This window comes from Pseudomonas sp. P179, assembly GCF_000478485.2.
Lineage (GTDB): Bacteria > Pseudomonadota > Gammaproteobacteria > Pseudomonadales > Pseudomonadaceae > Pseudomonas > Pseudomonas aeruginosa.
The window spans coordinates 1-16,142 of record NZ_KI517356.1; the positions used below are offsets into that span (position 1 = coordinate 1).

At 54.4% G+C, this 16,142-nt stretch carries 17 protein-coding genes; 1 reads left to right on the top strand and 16 read right to left on the bottom strand.

The genetic code is table 11. The features are described from left to right. From HMPREF1224_RS42195 to HMPREF1224_RS0112560, 7 genes are all read right to left on the bottom strand, one after another. Nucleotides 1–188: type II secretion system protein (locus HMPREF1224_RS42195; protein WP_010794185.1), on the bottom strand; the 188-nt coding region annotated here is incomplete at its 3' end. 47 nt (nt 189–235) lie between these two features. Continuing rightward, entirely contained in the window at nt 236–1,993 is a 1,758-nt protein-coding gene (locus HMPREF1224_RS42200; RefSeq protein WP_010794186.1) for a GspE/PulE family protein, read from the bottom strand. Between the two features lie 2 nt (nt 1,994–1,995). Continuing rightward, nucleotides 1,996–2,655 (bottom strand): hypothetical protein, encoded by a 660-nt coding sequence (locus HMPREF1224_RS42205; RefSeq protein ID WP_021263691.1) that lies wholly within the window; start codon nt 2,653–2,655, stop codon nt 1,996–1,998. A 2-nt stretch (nt 2,656–2,657) separates the two neighbouring features. After that, nucleotides 2,658–3,134, bottom strand: a complete 477-nt coding sequence (locus HMPREF1224_RS0112555) for a hypothetical protein (RefSeq protein WP_021263692.1) — start codon at nt 3,132–3,134, stop codon at nt 2,658–2,660. Then, on the bottom strand, nt 3,131–4,066 hold the full coding sequence (locus HMPREF1224_RS42210) for a hypothetical protein (RefSeq protein WP_010794188.1): 936 nt from the start codon (nt 4,064–4,066) through the stop codon (nt 3,131–3,133). The genes HMPREF1224_RS0112555 and HMPREF1224_RS42210 overlap by 4 nt, the downstream gene beginning before the upstream one ends. Beyond that, a complete protein-coding gene (locus HMPREF1224_RS42215) occupies nt 4,066–5,712 on the bottom strand; it encodes a type II secretion system protein GspD (RefSeq protein ID WP_010794189.1) in 1,647 nt (548 codons plus the stop codon). The genes HMPREF1224_RS42210 and HMPREF1224_RS42215 overlap by 1 nt, the downstream gene beginning before the upstream one ends. A gap of 13 nt (nt 5,713–5,725) precedes the next feature. Further along, nucleotides 5,726–6,613, bottom strand: a complete 888-nt coding sequence (locus tag HMPREF1224_RS0112560; RefSeq protein WP_019484906.1) for a hypothetical protein — start codon at nt 6,611–6,613, stop codon at nt 5,726–5,728. A gap of 127 nt (nt 6,614–6,740) precedes the next feature. Between HMPREF1224_RS0112560 and HMPREF1224_RS0112565 the strand changes: the two genes are divergently transcribed. After that, nucleotides 6,741–8,234, top strand: coding sequence for an HD domain-containing protein (locus tag HMPREF1224_RS0112565; protein WP_031628640.1), 1,494 nt, complete (start codon nt 6,741–6,743; stop codon nt 8,232–8,234). 42 nt (nt 8,235–8,276) lie between these two features. Here HMPREF1224_RS0112565 and HMPREF1224_RS42220 read toward each other — a convergent pair whose 3' ends face one another. The 9 genes from HMPREF1224_RS42220 to HMPREF1224_RS42260 all read right to left on the bottom strand — a co-directional run bounded on the left by HMPREF1224_RS42220 (nt 8,277) and on the right by HMPREF1224_RS42260 (nt 16,002). Continuing rightward, nucleotides 8,277–8,750 carry a hypothetical protein gene (locus HMPREF1224_RS42220; protein WP_010794191.1) on the bottom strand — a complete coding sequence of 158 codons (474 nt, stop codon included), beginning with the start codon at nt 8,748–8,750 and terminating at the stop codon, nt 8,277–8,279. Between the two features lie 5 nt (nt 8,751–8,755). Next, on the bottom strand, nt 8,756–10,153 hold the full coding sequence (locus tag HMPREF1224_RS42225; RefSeq protein WP_010794192.1) for a helicase HerA domain-containing protein: 1,398 nt from the start codon (nt 10,151–10,153) through the stop codon (nt 8,756–8,758). Then, entirely contained in the window at nt 10,117–10,806 is a 690-nt protein-coding gene (locus HMPREF1224_RS42230) for a SprT family zinc-dependent metalloprotease (protein ID WP_010794193.1), read from the bottom strand. The genes HMPREF1224_RS42225 and HMPREF1224_RS42230 overlap by 37 nt, the downstream gene beginning before the upstream one ends. Nucleotides 10,807–10,853: 47 nt before the next feature. After that, the gene (locus HMPREF1224_RS42235; protein WP_010794194.1) at nt 10,854–11,759 is read right to left on the bottom strand and encodes a hypothetical protein; all 906 of its coding nucleotides are present in this window, start codon (nt 11,757–11,759) and stop codon (nt 10,854–10,856) included. Further along, a complete protein-coding gene (locus tag HMPREF1224_RS42240; protein WP_010794195.1) occupies nt 11,753–12,553 on the bottom strand; it encodes a hypothetical protein in 801 nt (266 codons plus the stop codon). Before HMPREF1224_RS42240 ends, HMPREF1224_RS42235 begins: the two co-directional genes overlap by 7 nt. A 155-nt stretch (nt 12,554–12,708) precedes the next feature. After that, the gene (locus HMPREF1224_RS42245) at nt 12,709–13,089 is read right to left on the bottom strand and encodes a hypothetical protein (RefSeq protein WP_010794196.1); all 381 of its coding nucleotides are present in this window, start codon (nt 13,087–13,089) and stop codon (nt 12,709–12,711) included. A 111-nt stretch (nt 13,090–13,200) separates the two neighbouring features. Further along, nucleotides 13,201–13,794 (bottom strand): hypothetical protein, encoded by a 594-nt coding sequence (locus HMPREF1224_RS42250; RefSeq protein ID WP_010792577.1) that lies wholly within the window; start codon nt 13,792–13,794, stop codon nt 13,201–13,203. A 98-nt stretch (nt 13,795–13,892) separates the two neighbouring features. Beyond that, complete coding sequence (locus HMPREF1224_RS42255) at nt 13,893–14,663, bottom strand: hypothetical protein (RefSeq protein WP_010794197.1); 771 nt, start codon at nt 14,661–14,663, stop codon at nt 13,893–13,895. 73 nt (nt 14,664–14,736) lie between these two features. Then, on the bottom strand, nt 14,737–16,002 hold the full coding sequence (locus tag HMPREF1224_RS42260; protein WP_010794198.1) for a DUF3150 domain-containing protein: 1,266 nt from the start codon (nt 16,000–16,002) through the stop codon (nt 14,737–14,739). Nucleotides 16,003–16,142 lie beyond the last annotated feature (140 nt).

Here is a 16,142-nt window from a genome sequence, read left to right on the forward strand (position 1 = left end):
CGGGCGATTGCACCGGGGAAGTCTTTCTGCAGCTGAGTGATCGCAGTGCTCAGCTTGGAGTCTTCACGCGCCTTGAGCATGCCCGGCAGGAAGAAAGCAGTCAGGATCGCGATGACCCCCAGCACGATGGCCAGCTCGATCAGGGTGAAGCCCTTCTGGCGAACATGCTTGGTACTACGTTCGATCATTGATCTATTCCTTTTCTCTGTGTTTTTCCTGGGATTGGATCTGGCGGTTACAGCTGTGGTACCAACGATGAAGTGCTCGCTTCGCGGGTGGGGCGAATACCCGCTTTCTCCTGTAGATTCTTCGGTGCGCCAACTCGATCAGAGAGGTAGGGGCGTAGCTCTTTTTCGAGCTGCTCGAACCCGATCACACCTTCGAACACCAGGCGTAAACCATCGTCCCAGAGGTCCTTGAAGGTCCCTTCTGCGATTTGGGAGCGTCTCAGCAAGCTGGGGGAGATTCCATTCAAAATGGCCTCCTGAATTTCCGGCGTAAGCTCGAGTACCTCGATGACACCGCGCCGTCCTTTCAATCCGCCAGATTGGTGCGATCCGTTGTTACACACCTGACAGCCTTTGGGGTTTGCTCGATAGAGCTTGAGATCGCCGTTGCTGCCGAACACCGGGTTCGAGCCATACAAGGCGAATCGCTTCTCATCAGACCGGAAGAGGTATTCGACTTTGCAGCTCTTGCAGAGGCTGCGGACCAAACGCTGGGCCATGATGGCTTGCGTGTTGGTTGCGATAATGTCTGTCGGAATATCCATCCTGCCGAGGCGATCCAGCGACTCGTGGGCATTGTTTGTGTGCAAGGTGGTCAAGACCAGGTGACCAGTTTGGCCGGCTTTGAAAGCGTACTCGGCGGTCTCGTTGTCGCGGATCTCTCCAAGTAAGATCACGTCGGGGTCTTGTCGCAGCAATGCACGGAGCGCGGTAGCAAACGACAAGTGCTTACCGCATTCGGTATGCGACATGCCCTCATGCTGGATCTCCACCGGCTCTTCGATAGTGTGGTAGTTCCGGTTCGGGTCCTGGCCATAGATGTCCAGGAGCATCGCATTGAGAGTTGTGGTCTTACCTGAGCCAGTAGGGCCTGTAACGATGATCAAGCCATTGGGGGCCTCACCCAATCGCCGGAGCAGCGCCTTGTTTTCGGCAGACATGCCCAGTCTGTCCAGGTTGGCCAAGCTCGTGTCGTTGCCCAATAGACGAACCACAACCTTGGGGGTGCTCTCCGAGCCCTTGGTGACAGGAAGCGTGCTAACCCGCAGGTTGATTTTCTTGTGGGTCGAGACCGCGAAATCAAACTTCCCATCCTGGGCTGCGTTCAACTCCAGGGTAAGGCCGCAGTTGTTCTCGATAATCACTCGGCAAATAGCCTCGTGAATTTTGGATGTGTAGAGCTTGCGAGTCAGAAGTTCGCCGTCGATTCGCAACCGGACTTGAACCTGATCACCTTGTGTAGGCTGAAGGTGGATATCCGAGGCATTGAGCTTTGCCGCCTCGCGCACCAGGTCTTCCACACGCTGTGTTGCTCGGGCCTTAAGCTGCTCGCTGTCATGGACTGCGCTATCATCATCTTCAGTTTCGATGGCCTTGATCGCTTCCAAGCGGGTCAGGCTCACCACACCAACCTTTGGCTGGTGGATGTTGTGGGTCCTGGCGAACCCTGTGGCACGCTCGTGCATCCGTTTGTGGAACGGATTGGCCATGAAGATGGTGTTGCCGTAAATGAACCATGGCTCCCCTTCAGGGCCCTGAGTAATCGAGAGCCCTTCCTCCAGCTCGAAGAACACTTCACGGCCGAGCGCCTTGCCGATCGCTTGGGCAACTGCTTCGTCGTCCTTGCAGACGCGGAGGATGTCGGGAACAACCTGCTCGATGACTTCGGATACTGGTTGCGTATCAGCTTGCTGTTGCGTGATTTTCCCCGCCTCAACCAGATTCCGCAGGATCTTTCGTTGAATCCCCTGGATGTTATTGCTCATGGTCAGTCGTCCGCATAGCGTTTGGATTTGGTCCAATCGATTACCAGTTCCCGAGTGCCGTCAGGACCTTTGAAAACAGCCTTGTCGAGCCCAAATCGCTGCAGTGTGTAGTCGTTGACCTTTTCGCCATTGCGCACGATTCGGCGCCCTTGGCTGGTCATTACTACGATCGAGTCAGCCCGAACCTCGAGGAGCGCCAGAAAGTGTTTGGCCTTGTCTTCATCGTCGTCGGGGACGTTTTTCTGAGAGGAGCCAGGCTGGCCTGGACCGCCTGGAGCACTCTGGCCATTTGGTCCGCTCATCCCCATCGTAGGCTGGTCGAGCATGAACGGTGCGGCATTGGGGATGACTGGATTTTGACCGAACGGGAGGTCAGCCTTATCGGGCTTACTGCCTGCCTTGCGCACCTCTTTACCCAGAGTTGCGATATCTGTTACTCCCAGTGGAGAGCCACTTTCGTCCACAATGAAGCCGGCATCCGACATTTTCTTATAGGAGTCTGCCATTTCAGCTTGAAGTTTCAGCTGATCGCGCTTGTACTCCATGTCTCCAATCTTCCGACTGCGGTCACGATGAGTGTCTGCATCGTCCGCATCTGCAAGAGCATAGATAGGGAGCGAAAATTGAGCTGCCATAAGAGTGCCGATGACAAGATTTTTCATAATCAGGTACCCACGACTACAAAGTTAAGTTTCATCACTCCGTTCGCAATGGAGTAATCGTAGAGATAAAGGGGGATCTCCTTTTGAAGCGACCGCACACTTGATAACACCACCTGCGGATCGCCTATCACTTGGCCCGGCCAGCCTTTCAGCGGGCCTGAATAAGTATTCCCCATCTCCGAAGAATTATTCGCGTCGAAGGTTTCGAGCTTGAGCCCATCGAGTTCAAATGATGCAGTAACCTTTTTCCAAGAGGTCACGAGTTTCGGAAGCTTTTCTAGCTCCGTATACCGCTGAACGTCTTGTCTTGAAGTTTCAATTACTGCATCGATCTGATCGAAGTCTCTAGGGAGAGTGCGGCTCTCCCCCATGGTCATGCTGAATCGAACGGCACCAACTGCCACGGCTGCAATGACAATCAACATCAGATTCGAAAAGCCGAAGGTTGAAATTGACAGTTTTGAGCGCTTGATAATCATTGGTTGTCGCCCCCGCCAATTTCCGAAGGGTCAATTCGAATGACGTAATTCTGGTGGGGAGTGAACTCCGAAACTATGCCTCGGACTTTATCCGCCGGATCGAATGGCAAGTATCTGCTCGATACGAATCGGTGCAACGTCGTGAACCCGACATGAGTTTCACCATCAGGTGAAGTTTCAAGACTGCTATCGTAAGCAACTAGCTCACTGATTTTTCCGAGCTCAGCGGAGTTGTCCGGCCACTTATCCAATCGCTCACGCAGCAGCTCGCCGATCTTGGTGTCTAACTCGTCCCTTTGAATTTGCTTGGTTTTATAGACCGCCATATCAGCGTTATACAGCGTGTACATCCCGTAGTTATATACAAGTGTAGCGATCAGCATCAGGCCGCATATGCTTGCGACCATATACCAGCGTTTGGTTTGATCGTGCCTTTGCTTTTCGAATAGTTCTTGTCGGGTATATGCCGGGCTGGCGGGCAATACCAGGTCAAGATTGTCAAGATTAATGCGAGAAGCATTTGTGAGGTCGTAGTCCATCCACTCAGGGATGAAATTATCTACAAACTCAGAGGAGCTCAGAATGCTCGAAGGCTTATTGAGATCCGTACTAGAATCCACCCGCAGATAAAGCCCGCGGTCAGGACCCATTGGGAAAATAATAACCTCGTTCCCCAGAGGTACGAGGTTGTTGGCGAATAGGAGCTGCCAGAGTCCATACACGTTAATGCCCGGGTACGACTCCCGCATCGACTTTAGTTCAGCTTCGTCGATGTAGATCGCTGGCCGGCCGTCTTCGCGTGGCCCCTCAATTATGGTATACACCTCCGACTCGCGGGAGCTGCTGAGCGCCTGCGAGCCGATGGAGTCACGGCAGATGATGACCTCTTCGCCACCAATCTGGATTGGTACGCCAAGAAGCAACTGATTCATTAGAGAGCCCCCTCCACCAATGTGGGGGTGACAACCAGGACCAACTCACGTCTGTCGAGCTGATTGTTGATGTCCTGGGTGAGAGGGTTCAGCACTGCTTTAGTGACCAGATTCTGCCAAGGCAAATGACGTAGAGCCTGGTTCATTTTTTTGGTAATCAGACCGCCCAGATGGACCGCTCGACCAGAACTGGTTATCAGTTGGGTGCTGAACTCCTTCAGGTTCACGCGGGGGGTTTGGAACTCATAGTCACCAATTGCAATGGTGTCATTACCACTAAGGTTGGATATTACCGGCCAGATATCGACCATTATTTGGTCGTTGTCTAGAACCCGAACAGTAACGCTAAGCGTCACACCTACTTTCAGCCGGCCGAGCTTAGGGGTCACTGTGACATTGCCGGATTCGTCTTGGCTTTGTTCGACGTCGACGATATAGGTAAGTTCTTCACCTGCGTAAATTTGGGCTGGAACCCCATTTCGAACGGTAATATTTGGCTGATCAGTAAGCTCTACCCGCCCAAAATTTTCAAGGAATCGAATGAGAACATCTGCTTTAACATGGTCAGACTCATAGGTCCCTTGCACATTCCAGAAAGGGTCCGTGTTTTCAGTTTTTGTATTGAAGAAGTTCAGGCCAAGTGGGTTGCCATTCAGCGTGCCTTGAACCAGCAGATTCCAGTCAACACCTTTCTGCTTGTCGTTATTGAGAATTACATCATACGCCTCAACCTGAACGTTTACGACCTTAGTTGCTTCGCCAATAGCTCGTTTGAAGTAGCGATCAAGAACCTTCATTTTAGAAGGCTTGCCACCTGCAGTGATAATTCCTACCGACCGAATACCTTCTATGTAAGGCTCAATCTCATCGTTCGATGTCAACAAACCGAAGTCAGCTGGTGATGGAGCATCAAAGTTCAGGCCACTCGTCATGCCGTTGTTCGAGTTGTTACCCCCACCTACATTAGCGCTTGAAGCTCCCGAGGAGTTCTGTGTACGCCCACGACTGCCTCGGTCGGACTCTTTCTCTGCTCCGATGATCGTACGGGCACCTTCCATAACTTTCTGCCACTCATCTTCCGAGAGTTGAAGTCCAATGGTCGTGCCAGTCGCGACGTTCGAGTCCTGCTGATTATTGGAGTCGTCATCGCCCGCTTTAGCACCACGAGTCTGCGTGGATGCGATGACGTTGTTGACATTTCGGGTCGATGCGAAAGTGGCAAGGTTCCACTCGCGGGTTTCGAAATCGCTAACAATTACTCGCTTTCCTACGATCTCGATGTTCAGGTCCCGGGTCCCTTCGATGTATTCGATGAAATCTGCAAGAGTCATCCCAGCAGCAGCTACATCGATTGGATCGTTGAGGTTGACTTTGCCCTTCGGAATGATCGCGTACCCAGGCAGCGTGTCTTGCAGCACGCTTCGAAGCGGCTTGCTCTGAGCAGTTAGGAAAATCGGCCGAGCTTTCGCGATATCTTCAGTCCTGATCTCGCGTACGAAAGTGTTACCCCGGGCAGCCTGAAGAGCATCTTTCGCTTCGGGGCGCAGGGGGGCATTTTTCGCTTCTTCGGAAATGTCGAAGCTGCTGGTACATCCCAACAGGCCGGTGGCAACCAGCAGAGCTAGGGCAATGGATTTCATCTTCATGGGTGTGGCTGCCTTAGTTCGGGCGGTCGGTGATCAGGATCATGGGAGAGGGATTTCCCTGTTCGTCAGTCAGGTCCCAGAAATACTGGTAGCGAACACGGGCGTCCCGGACGGAAGCCGTGAGCTTGCGCAGGGCAATGTCACGGGCGTCAGTGGAAATGAACTCGTAGCGGCGGGTCTCAAGCTCAGGCTTGTTGTAGAAGGCTGTTTTCACACGCCAACCGACCGGCATGATCCCTTCCACAATCTCCTTCAGAGTTGCCCCTTGGTATTCGGCTTCAACCGGTTCGTTGATCACCACGGTCGGGTCTACCCGCTCCAGGGTCACTCGTTTGCGAGCAGCCGTTTCGATCATCTCCGCGTTGTTCTCGGCCAGCATGAGAAGCTGTTTGCTTTCTGTGCGGATCTGTTCGATGTCCGTGAGCTGTGCGACCTGTACCTGATCAGCCTTCGACTGCGCCGCTCGGTTCAGCTCCAGGGCTTTACGAATCTCGGCCTCTTGCGCCAGCAGATCCTGCTTTCGCTTTGCAGCAGCCTCGATCGCCGTCTTCTGCGCAGCGATGAGGTTGCGTTCTGCTTCGCTACGTGCGGCAGTCAGGGCTTGGCGGTTTCGTTCCAGGTCTTCGAGAGTTTTCCTGTATTGCCGTTCGGTCTCTGTTTCTTCTACCGAGGCAACGGGGTTATCAATCGACAGGTCGATCATTGCCGCAGGTGCTGAAGGAGTTTGCGTGGACCGCTTGTAGTCGATGGGCTGCATCACCTGCTGCGCCCTGCCGGCTTCATAAGTGCGATCGAACGGTGAGAGAGTTTCGCTCCGCGCGAGGTGAGAATCATCAAAGGCGGAAGCGTAGGCGCCCTGGCTCAGGAGGCTGACGCCCAGGATGAGGATCGTTTTTTTCACTGCGGAGTCCCATAGAAGCTTCTGTTACCTCAATAGTGGGAAGGCAGTGCTCCAAATCCGGGGTTTGGTTGGAAAATCTTTTTCAAAACCTGCATCGTGATCTTGTGTTCACCACGTTGAGATAGTCATGTCCGCTTCTACACCGAAGGTCAAAGCCTCATCTGGGGTTGTTGCCCTGATCGTCATGATTGCAGTTGTCATCCTGGGCTATGCGGCTTACTTAGAATCCACGCATAAGGCATTGGACTTCCAGGCTGAAGCCCTGTCGCCCCACTTCTACATGTTCAAGCCTCATGCAGTGGTTCAGCTCATCGCATCTGGTGGTTACGTGGGGACGCTGGTTGCAGTCCTGGTAGAAGTGCTGCACTGCATCTTCGCGGCCGCTATGGTCTACACCATTGCCAGGGTTGCAGCTTCCAGGTATTTCCGACCGCGGAACACTTCGACTGAAGCCACTGTCGTGAGCGACGATCCCTTCGAGTACGAATGCTCTATTCCAGGATCGACCATGATGATCCTGCTCAGGAACAACAAGGACCCGCGAACCGGAGAGGAAATTGGAGGGGTAACAGACCTCAACCCCTACAACCAACGCTTCTTCCGATGCAACCGAAAACAGGTAGCTCTGAGCCGGGAGCCGTCGACGCCCATTGAACACCTCGAACTGGCAGTGCATGAGTTACTAGCTGCTCATCCCACAGTCCCAGCCAGTGTCGGCGCTCACCATGCCGATGCCACGTTACGCGAGCATTCCCTCGCCATCGCCAAGGAGGTCTTGTCCTATCTGAAGCGCCAGAATGTGCAGGAACCTCTCGCTTATCTCGCTGGGCTGTCTCATGACCTGGATAAGTTATTGGCATATGCCGAGAAGGCGCCTGGCCAGTGGGTTAAGAACAAGGACGCGACACACCACAACACCTACAGCGCTTACATCGTGCGTCAGATGCCTGAGTTCGCGAAACTCCAGCCGGAGGATCAGAACGTACTCACCCTTGCGCTGCGTTACTACCACCATCCTGCAATGCTTCCTGTTTCTTCTGGCCCGCGCGTTGAGAAGTTGGTCCAAGCGCTGAGACACGCTGACGGTTTCGTGATCCGTGCAGAGAAGCAAGATGGTATTCGCGCAGCCAAGGAAAGCTCCCAGACTGAGGAACTGATCAGGGAGGCCATCCTGAAATTTGTCGGCGAAGCCAACATCAACAAGTTCCGGGCGACTGGAGAAGCAGAGGGCTGGACGAAGGACGCCATGGAGTTCGTCATCATTCCGATGTCACGAATCCTTGAGTCGATCGGCTCACATTTGCCGCTGGAGTTGAGCCGTCAGCTTCAGATGGGAGTTGATACTCGTACCTTCAGCCACCCTGCTATTCCGGTGATGCTGGAGACCCTCGAGGGTATGGGGCTTTTGCTCCATAGCTACAATCATCATGACAGCCCATCGGGCCTGTTTGATGTGAAGATTGGGGTGATCAACTTCAATGCTTGCGTATTGCTAGACAAGGAAACCCTGCAAGAGCTTCTACCCGGGGTTGTCGACCGTTGGGGTATGGCGAACTACAAAATTCAAGTTCGTCGCCCCACTCGAGATGGTGGCGCAGAAGAGGAATCGGGCGGTGATTGACCGCCCGATTTAGCATGCGAAACTCAAATCACTTGATGCTGCTCATTCGGTCCCGAGAATGCGAAGGGCAGCCTCAGTGCGAATAGTCCTCTCCGCTCTGTCTTCATGGCCGAGGTTGTTCCAGCAGGCATACGCATCCGGATAATGCGCCTGCCGTTCCGAGAGTCGGCACATAGTGACCTTGTACTCGTCTCCCGAAAGGTATTCTTTTGCGAACTGAGCCAGCGTCTGGTCCCTCCCGGTTTCCCAGAGGAGAGAAATCACAGTGTCGATTGCTATTTTCCTGCTCTCTCCGTTGAGCCCCCAGAACTGGATTTTCAGATCGCCATTGTCCGTTCTATAGACGTACTTGGAGAGGAGCTGCTCTGCCTCCTGGTACTGCCCTCGTTGAACAGCCTGCTGAGCCCCGAGTATAAGGCTGCGGTCCTGAATGTCCGCCGCGGTGACCGGGAGTATGGTTTTGCCACCAGTGCACCCAGTCAGGGTTAGGCAAAGAAGCAGAGCATATTTCTTCATCCCTACTACTCCTTAAAGTGGGTTACTAGAGTGAAGGCGTCCCCTGCGCTGAAGAGTACGTTCTGCCGGTTCTGCAGCTGCTTCAGAAGCGAAGGCTTAACCCCGAACATCCGACTTACTTCACCGTAAGTCGTCTCGGGTGTCTTGAGAAGGAAGTAGGTTGAGACGTTTTTCAGGAGGTCCGGAGTGACCTGGTCTGGCTGCTGAACCCCAGCCCAAACACCCACACCGTAACCGCGTCCCTCGGTCGCAATTCGGTTCACTGGACTCAGCGGCGAGGACGAAATTTGTTTGACGTGCTTCCCTTCGTCCGCGATCAGGATGTGGCTGGGGTACTCGGGATTGAAGAGACCAGACCTTCGAGTATCCATCACTCCCATTGCAAAGACACGACTTGCCACAATACGCATGATGATCTGCTGGTGTTCAGACGAGATATCGGTCAGGACGTATCGGTTGATTTTGCCCGCCTGTGATTTTGAAGGGTTACCAGTGAATAGACGGGATTTCACCATGCCCTGGATGATGCTGCGCAAGCCAAAAAGGGAATCTTTGGACCAGAACTCCCAGAACGTTCCGTTGCCAGTGGACTTGTTCTGCAGCGCCTGGAAATCCAGATGCTTTTTGGCGTAGCCATGCAGGACTCCTTCCAAGTCATCAAGGATCTCGTTGACCTTGTCCTCGATCTCTAATGGATCTTTGCCATCCGCCTTCATCTTGACGATGGTCTTCTCTGCCTTCGACTTGGCCTGGCCATAGGCTTTCATGATGTCGGATACCGACCCCGAATCCATGCTGGCAGAGATGGAGTTGAACACGAGATCGATCTCATCAAGGACCTGATCTAAGGTCGGGGAAGGTCTGATCCAGGACTCAATGTCGTCCTGGGAAATTCCGGCTTTGCGGTAAACCTCGTTCAGAATCTCTTCGAGGTAGTCCAATTGCCGCTTGCCGGTATTCGGTGCAAAAACCTTCACCAACTGCTTCATACCTTCGACTGTCATCAGTACCCCACCCCCCTCTTTCGTCCTCGGGACTTGGAGTGGGTTGAGGGAGCTGCCGCCCTCGAAGTAGTTGAAGGTGATGTCGTTGAAGTCTTCCGGCCGAACCAGGTGGCTGAGACCAGCCTTTTCGAAACTCTCGTAGGAGAAGTCGCCTTTGATGTCCAGGACGTGGAATGTCATGCCACGGCTATAGACACGCGCAAGTAGATTTTGAATCGTATGGGATTTGCCTGCGCCGCTTGCCCCTTCGAAGAGGACGTTAAAGTTGCTGGACTTTGCCAGCACCCAGTCCACGGTTTGGCCGCGGCTGTCGCTCCCGATCCTGATGGGATCATAGTGAGTGAGTCCTGCAATGGCCTGACTCAGCGCTGTAGGTTGGGATGGTGCAGCTTGATACATTTGATTCCCTCGAGGAATTTCAGGTCCGAGGCGATGCCCTCAGGCAGGGCAGAGTCTTGGGAAAGCCGGTGGTATGGAAACTTGCATGAGGAGCACTCGAGCTCTTCTTCCTGAAGCTTCACGGAATTGCCAGTGGTGTCGGCGATAACAGCGATTGCCTCATCTCCACCACACTCGCACTCGACGGCAAGCCCTCCTTTACTGAGCTTTACGGGACGATCGTCGAACGTACCCTTTACCTTTGCGGCAGGCGTAGCGTTCGGTGCCAGAGTGAATAGCCACTCCTGCCAGTCTTCGTCATGCAACTTCCCGATCTCTTCGCCCTTCTGCTTGACGTCTATTGCGTGCAGGATGTGTGCGAGCTCGTGAGGGATTGCTTCGTCCACCATCGTCTGCATGTCCTGCTGCAGATACAGGGGCTGAATGCGGAGTACAGCTATGCCGTGCGCCTCCCCACTGATCATCATCACATCCAAAGTGGATGAAGTTGGGTCAGTCATTGAGGGGTCGAAACGAAGGTCCAGCCAGATCCTTTCAGCTGGGAAGTCGACGTTGGTCAGCAGCCGGTTAATTTCCTTCGCAGCGAAGAGCTCGCGTGGGTATTCGGCGTTGTGCTGTTTGATGCGGGCGAAAATGGGGATTTGGGCATTCATACCCCAATAGTGGGAGTTGAGTGCCCTATTCCGCCTCTAGGACCGAGTTAGGAGTTTTTGAACATGTCAGCGATGCGGTTCCACTCCGTAAATTCCCCGGCGTTCCCGTCCTTGATCAACCGGTCCATCTGAGCGATAGGAGCAGAGTCCTGGATGAACTCGATGACATCTCTCGAGCCCTTCCAGCGTTGCATGCCAACGGCGTAGATTGCCTTTCTGCAACGCTCCAGTCTCACTGGATCAGGTTCATCCTCAGCCATACCACGATCATCGTCTTGCGTTCGCTGGGGGGCAGCTACGTTGTCCGATTTCGCATGCGAAACTGGGAAGGGATTGCTCGCCAGGTTGGTAGAGCTTGCAGGCGCTTTCAGCAGCTGGAGGATGGCCACATCAGTGAATGTTGGATAGATCAGCTTGGCGTATCCAAGGCAGTAAAATTGCAGATGGATCACATCGTCATCCGATAGCCCAACCTGGATGGTCAGCGTACCTACTGCTTCTGAGTCGAACTCTGTTGCAGTAAGCATCCGGGCGAACTGGCCGTCCTGAAGAGTGAAGCCCTGGAGTCGTTTTGGAGATGCGCTCGCACGAACTATTTCGTATTCCAACCGCGGCTGCTGGTCAGAGAGCCAACGGTATAACTCACGTACCGCGCCGAGCCCAAGGTTGAGACTGAGCTTGTCCGGGTCGTCATTTAGTAGGTACCTGCCCTTCGCTTTATGGGAGAACGTGAGACGGAGTGCTGTGTGCACACTAATCGCCTCGCCGGCGGCATTCACGTCGTTTCGGATGTAGATCGCAGCGTTGAGAGCGTTATTGCTAAACACCTGGTGCGCAGCCAGGTACTTCCCCTTGGCCGGCATCTTCGGGTTGGCGGGGGTATACACCCAGCCAGAATCTGACGGCCGCCCTTTAAGATACTGTGTGTGCTCGGCCTTGAAGTCGATCAGCATGAAGCCCCCTTTTTCATGAAACGCCGGCGGTGGAACGCGATGAGGAACAGCGCACCAGCAATCCAGACCGAATGGGCGACTCCGCAAAGCATGTAGAACAGTTCTCGAACCAAATGATGGACCCGGGTGGCGCCCGCGCTATCAATCACGATTCGTGCCTCTCCCTTGTCCAGGTAGTAGAGCACAGCTGCGACGCCATCATCTGATAGGTCGTTGAACACACCGAAACCATGTCCTTGCGGGAATGGCTTGGGGTGAGCCCTGAAAAAGGAATCAACCCCCTTCAATTGCTCCCTAAGTTCGGGTTTGAAGGCCCCATCCTCGAATGCGGTGCCCCGCCAGCAGGTCACTTTTGCTTGCTCACATTTGGGAGCGAAAGACTCTGCAGAGGCTTCAACCAGGTTGTAGTTCGTCCAAGCGAGATCCTTTGCCCAGAGAGGAAGAACACGGTTCACGAGGACGAGGTGGAAAACGGCAGTGGTGAGACAAACACTGATCAGAGCTACCAAGATCAGGGTACGGTCCATTGTTCTCGACCGAGAGCGGGAAACTCTGATCGCCAGGCCGAAGATACCCAATGCCGCGACTCCTGCGGTGATGAACTGAGGATTTGTACCTTCATTCAGCAGTAGGTCGGCCAGGTCGAATGTCAATTCCAGTTTTACGAATGTCCAGGCGAGCAAAAGCGCTCCGCAAGTGCCGGCGGCACGCAGAGTTGGTCGGATGGATAGGAAGGCTGCGAGGAATGAAACGAAGTAGATTACGGTGTGATCGAGGTCAGCAAGATCGAGCATGGTAGGGCTTCCAAATGGGATGCCCTAGAGGTTACCGGCAAGGCCTTGGCCTTCCAGTGAAAACGGGGGGCTGAGCGCCAGGGGGCTGATTCTCAGCCCCCTTCAGCGTGACCAGGTCCACGCGCGCCCTTGGCCGCTCCGATCTGCCGCGGAAATTACCGCAACAGCCGAACGCAGGCATCGAAGTCCCACAGCGAAGTGAGTAAGTCGACTTTCTGGACGCCGCCCATAAAAGCTTTGAAGAAGGAATCATCGGCAAAGAGAACCAGCACGTGGTTCCCCGGATTCGCCATCTCGTCCGCAGGACTGAAAGCGTAATAACCCATGCCAGGTAACAGCCCCTGCAGCTTCCGGTTCCAGCGCTCGATGTGATCGCGAACGAGTTCAAGCGGCATTGAGTCTGGAAACATCAACTTGGGTGCTGTGTGGCGGGCTATGTTGCCTTCCACCCCTTTGGGGAAATGGCTCTCGAGTGTGAGCCCAGAATTCCCGAAGGATTTCAGCAGGTCGTAGGCTCTGTTCGATACACCGTTCATGATTCACCTCTCGATTTCGGTAAAGGGCGGACGCCACCTCCAAACGCCCTCGTCGAGGATGCTTGGAGGTGACGTCCGCCCCCCTAAGGGAGAGGCGGTGTCACTTCAGGCTTAGAACATCCGCAGCACTGCGGTAACCAATCCTTCGACGGTTACTCCCACGGACCAGCCGATACCAGCCATGAACAGATACCAGCCGAGAGCGCGAGCGCTACGACTGGATGCGTCATGGTCGGTGTACATATGGAAGAATTCGCGGTCACCGAGGTTGGCTTCGCCAACAATCAATTCCGCTTCCTCTTCCTTCTTGGAGATTCCCAGAGCCAACTTAGCGTCGTAATCGATCGCCATGGCATCCCGGGGCAAAGGACGACCTTCGTTTGCTCCCATTGCCCACAGAACCACAAAGTGGCCGTTTGCAGGGTTGAAGATCTTCACCAGCTTTTTACGGCTGACGATCCCTGTTTTCTTGTTCTCCGATTTGATGTGCTGCCAGCCCAACCGAACAATCGACTGGCCTGCATCCTCCCGAGGGAGGCTGAAGACTTTGCCGAATGTCACGCCGTTTACAGGTGGTCGTGCGGCGAAGTGCTCCTGGACCGGCCTCGGGTCAAAGACCTTCACCAGTTTCCAGACAGCACCAGCCAGTTTCAGAACAACCACATCGGCAACAGCAGTCAGCTTTGCTTTCAGAACATGAGTCATGATGTTTCTCCTCTGGGAGCCGGAGCCCAGTTCGCACACTCGAAGGTGGCTGAATGAATTTTCAGGCCCCGCCGGCGCAGGGGTCTGTTCGCAGTGAGTTACTCGTCGCAATCAAAGTCATCGTTTTCCATGTCTCGCATGAGCGAGTTGGAAACCGGTTTCTCTTCTTTTGCTTTCCGTGCCGCTGCACGCTTGTCCCGCATCTGGTCCCGTTTGGTCAGCCTGCGGATCGTTTCCCCCTTTCGGGAGTTATCGATGAAGTCGTGCTGTGTCATGACCTGCAGGAAGGCCTGCAGGCATGCATACGGATCTTCATCCTCATCCATCATGCGCAGCCGGATGGCGAGCACATGGACGGAGTTGATGATGAGCCAGCAGCAGGGGTCAGTGAACACCGGTTCAAGAGCATCCCTCGCAGAGGTCAGCACGAACTGGCGATTGAGTTCCCAGATCATCGAGCCTCGTTTTCCGAAAACTCGACTCCCCTTGAACGGCTTGCCTACTCGGCGGTACTGGTATCCGAGCTCGTCGGTTTGCCACTTGCCATCTTTGATGACCGGTGCCATTCCAAGAGCCTTCTCCAGGCGCTCGATCGTGGAATTGTCTGAACGGGTATCCGACGTCGAGAGTGCATCCGACAAATCATCATCCTCATCCAGCTCTTTCACGCCAGGCAAATAACCGGAGGAGGACCAGAGGGCCTTCCTGTCGATTACCAGCCTAGTTGGGGCCTTTCGAACTGCTTTGGGTTTCTCAACTGCGGTTGGTTGATTGATGGCTACTCCAAACAAATCCACCGGTGCATCCGCCTCCGAGGAGGGTTGAATGGGGTTGGACAGGATGGGTTCGCCAAAGAGATCGACTTGCATAGTGCGCTCCATAGGGCGCACCACTCCCCTGACGGGGTGTGGTGGCCCGTCAGGGGTGGGAGGGAGGTATTGCTTAGAGGAACAGCGCGAAGTTCTGCGACAGAGCCGGCTTCGGCTCTTCTTGCACAACAGGCGTGGACTCAACCGCGTCCGGGACCGTGGTGTCGTCCTCTTCGTCGGTAGCTTGTGCCACTACAACCGGAGTTGCCGTGGTTTGAGCTACAGCTGCTGCAGGTGCAGCAGCGCCAGCCTGAACAGTGCTCACAACCGAAGTTGCAGGCATTGACGCCGTGGCCGCCGGAGCGGTTGAAGCAGGCTGGTTCGAAGTTGCTTGCTGAGCTTGCCCAAGGTTGGCTTGAGCAGTCGCAAGAGCTTGCTGTGCGGTGTTGCTCGCAGCAGCTGTGGTTGCTACCTGGATCAGGGGTTGGCCGTTCTTCAAGCGGTCCCAAACGATGGTCTGGTCGCGCAGAGACTTCAGGCATTCCCGCAGATTTTGGAATTCACCACCAGTGAGAAAACCGTTAGTCGGCACCTTGTCCATTTCGCTTTTCAGGGCGTCATGGAGGGGACGGATAAGCGGGTGAATGAAAGCCAGGGAGTTCAGCTTCACACACATCGCTTGAGCACGACGGACAGTTCGGGGGTTAACCTTCACTTCGCCCGATTGGCTCCCGGTTGTCTTCTTGTCGAGGGTTTCCAGGATCTCCATGGACTCTTTGCAGACGTGTTGAATGACTGCTCCGAGGACACCCTCCCGCAAAGCAACAACGCTGTCGCGTTGCGCTTCATACAGGTCCGCATCGAACTCGCCATCCTCCATTGTTACCGGAGTGACGACAAACTCGAATTTGAACCGTGCGGCTACCTCTTCCCAAGTTGGTTGGCGCTTACGAAGGTGTTCGGCCAGCAGCATTACCTGGGCAGAGTCGGCACCTTTTGCAATTGCCTTCTGGCTCATCTCCAGCAGGTGCTTGTCGCACATTGCCTGATAGCCAGGTTCATCTTTAGCGAGTTGCTGAGCCCACTCCTCCTTGATCTTGTTCAGCTCACGGATCTTGATGACCGCTTCGCTGCGGCTCATCACTGCCCCAATGGAGCACATGATGGAACCGTCTTGCTTCAGGAGGGTTTCGCCGTTTTCACGGAGCCGGGCGTAGTTACGGAGAAAGTCTTTCGGGAAGATCTTCTCAGTCACCAGCTTACGGATCTCATCGTGCAACTCTTCAACCTTGATATTCAGCACGTCGAGATCGATCTGACGATCGGCCGCCATCGCGGAAACCAGCAGGTTGATTACTACTACTTTGTTGTCATTTGCAGCGCTGATTACTTGAGTCATCGGTATTTCCTCGCACCCGCCGCGCACGGGGCATTGAGATGTACACCCGGGCGCGGAGCCGGGTGGTTTGAGATCAATGACCTCGAACAACAACCCGGCAGTGAGCCGGATTGTTGGTCCAGCTCACTGAGCAAGGAAGG

Excerpts from the sequence above, each read along its gene's own strand:
- HMPREF1224_RS42200 (WP_010794186.1), bottom strand. The coding sequence starts at position 1,993 with ATGAGCAATAACATCCAGGGGATTCAACGAAAGATCCTGCGGAATCTG.
- HMPREF1224_RS42205 (WP_021263691.1), bottom strand. The coding sequence starts at position 2,655 with ATGAAAAATCTTGTCATCGGCACTCTTATGGCAGCTCAATTTTCGCTC.
- HMPREF1224_RS0112555 (WP_021263692.1), bottom strand. The coding sequence starts at position 3,134 with ATGATTATCAAGCGCTCAAAACTGTCAATTTCAACCTTCGGCTTTTCG.
- HMPREF1224_RS42210 (WP_010794188.1), bottom strand. The coding sequence starts at position 4,066 with ATGAATCAGTTGCTTCTTGGCGTACCAATCCAGATTGGTGGCGAAGAG.
- HMPREF1224_RS42215 (WP_010794189.1), bottom strand. The coding sequence starts at position 5,712 with ATGAAGATGAAATCCATTGCCCTAGCTCTGCTGGTTGCCACCGGCCTG.
- HMPREF1224_RS0112565 (WP_031628640.1), top strand. The coding sequence starts at position 6,741 with ATGTCCGCTTCTACACCGAAGGTCAAAGCCTCATCTGGGGTTGTTGCC.
- HMPREF1224_RS42220 (WP_010794191.1), bottom strand. The coding sequence starts at position 8,750 with ATGAAGAAATATGCTCTGCTTCTTTGCCTAACCCTGACTGGGTGCACT.
- HMPREF1224_RS42225 (WP_010794192.1), bottom strand. The coding sequence starts at position 10,153 with ATGTATCAAGCTGCACCATCCCAACCTACAGCGCTGAGTCAGGCCATT.
- HMPREF1224_RS42230 (WP_010794193.1), bottom strand. The coding sequence starts at position 10,806 with ATGAATGCCCAAATCCCCATTTTCGCCCGCATCAAACAGCACAACGCC.
- HMPREF1224_RS42235 (WP_010794194.1), bottom strand. The coding sequence starts at position 11,759 with ATGCTGATCGACTTCAAGGCCGAGCACACACAGTATCTTAAAGGGCGG.
- HMPREF1224_RS42240 (WP_010794195.1), bottom strand. The coding sequence starts at position 12,553 with ATGCTCGATCTTGCTGACCTCGATCACACCGTAATCTACTTCGTTTCA.
- HMPREF1224_RS42245 (WP_010794196.1), bottom strand. The coding sequence starts at position 13,089 with ATGAACGGTGTATCGAACAGAGCCTACGACCTGCTGAAATCCTTCGGG.
- HMPREF1224_RS42250 (WP_010792577.1), bottom strand. The coding sequence starts at position 13,794 with ATGACTCATGTTCTGAAAGCAAAGCTGACTGCTGTTGCCGATGTGGTT.
- HMPREF1224_RS42255 (WP_010794197.1), bottom strand. The coding sequence starts at position 14,663 with ATGCAAGTCGATCTCTTTGGCGAACCCATCCTGTCCAACCCCATTCAA.
- HMPREF1224_RS42260 (WP_010794198.1), bottom strand. The coding sequence starts at position 16,002 with ATGACTCAAGTAATCAGCGCTGCAAATGACAACAAAGTAGTAGTAATC.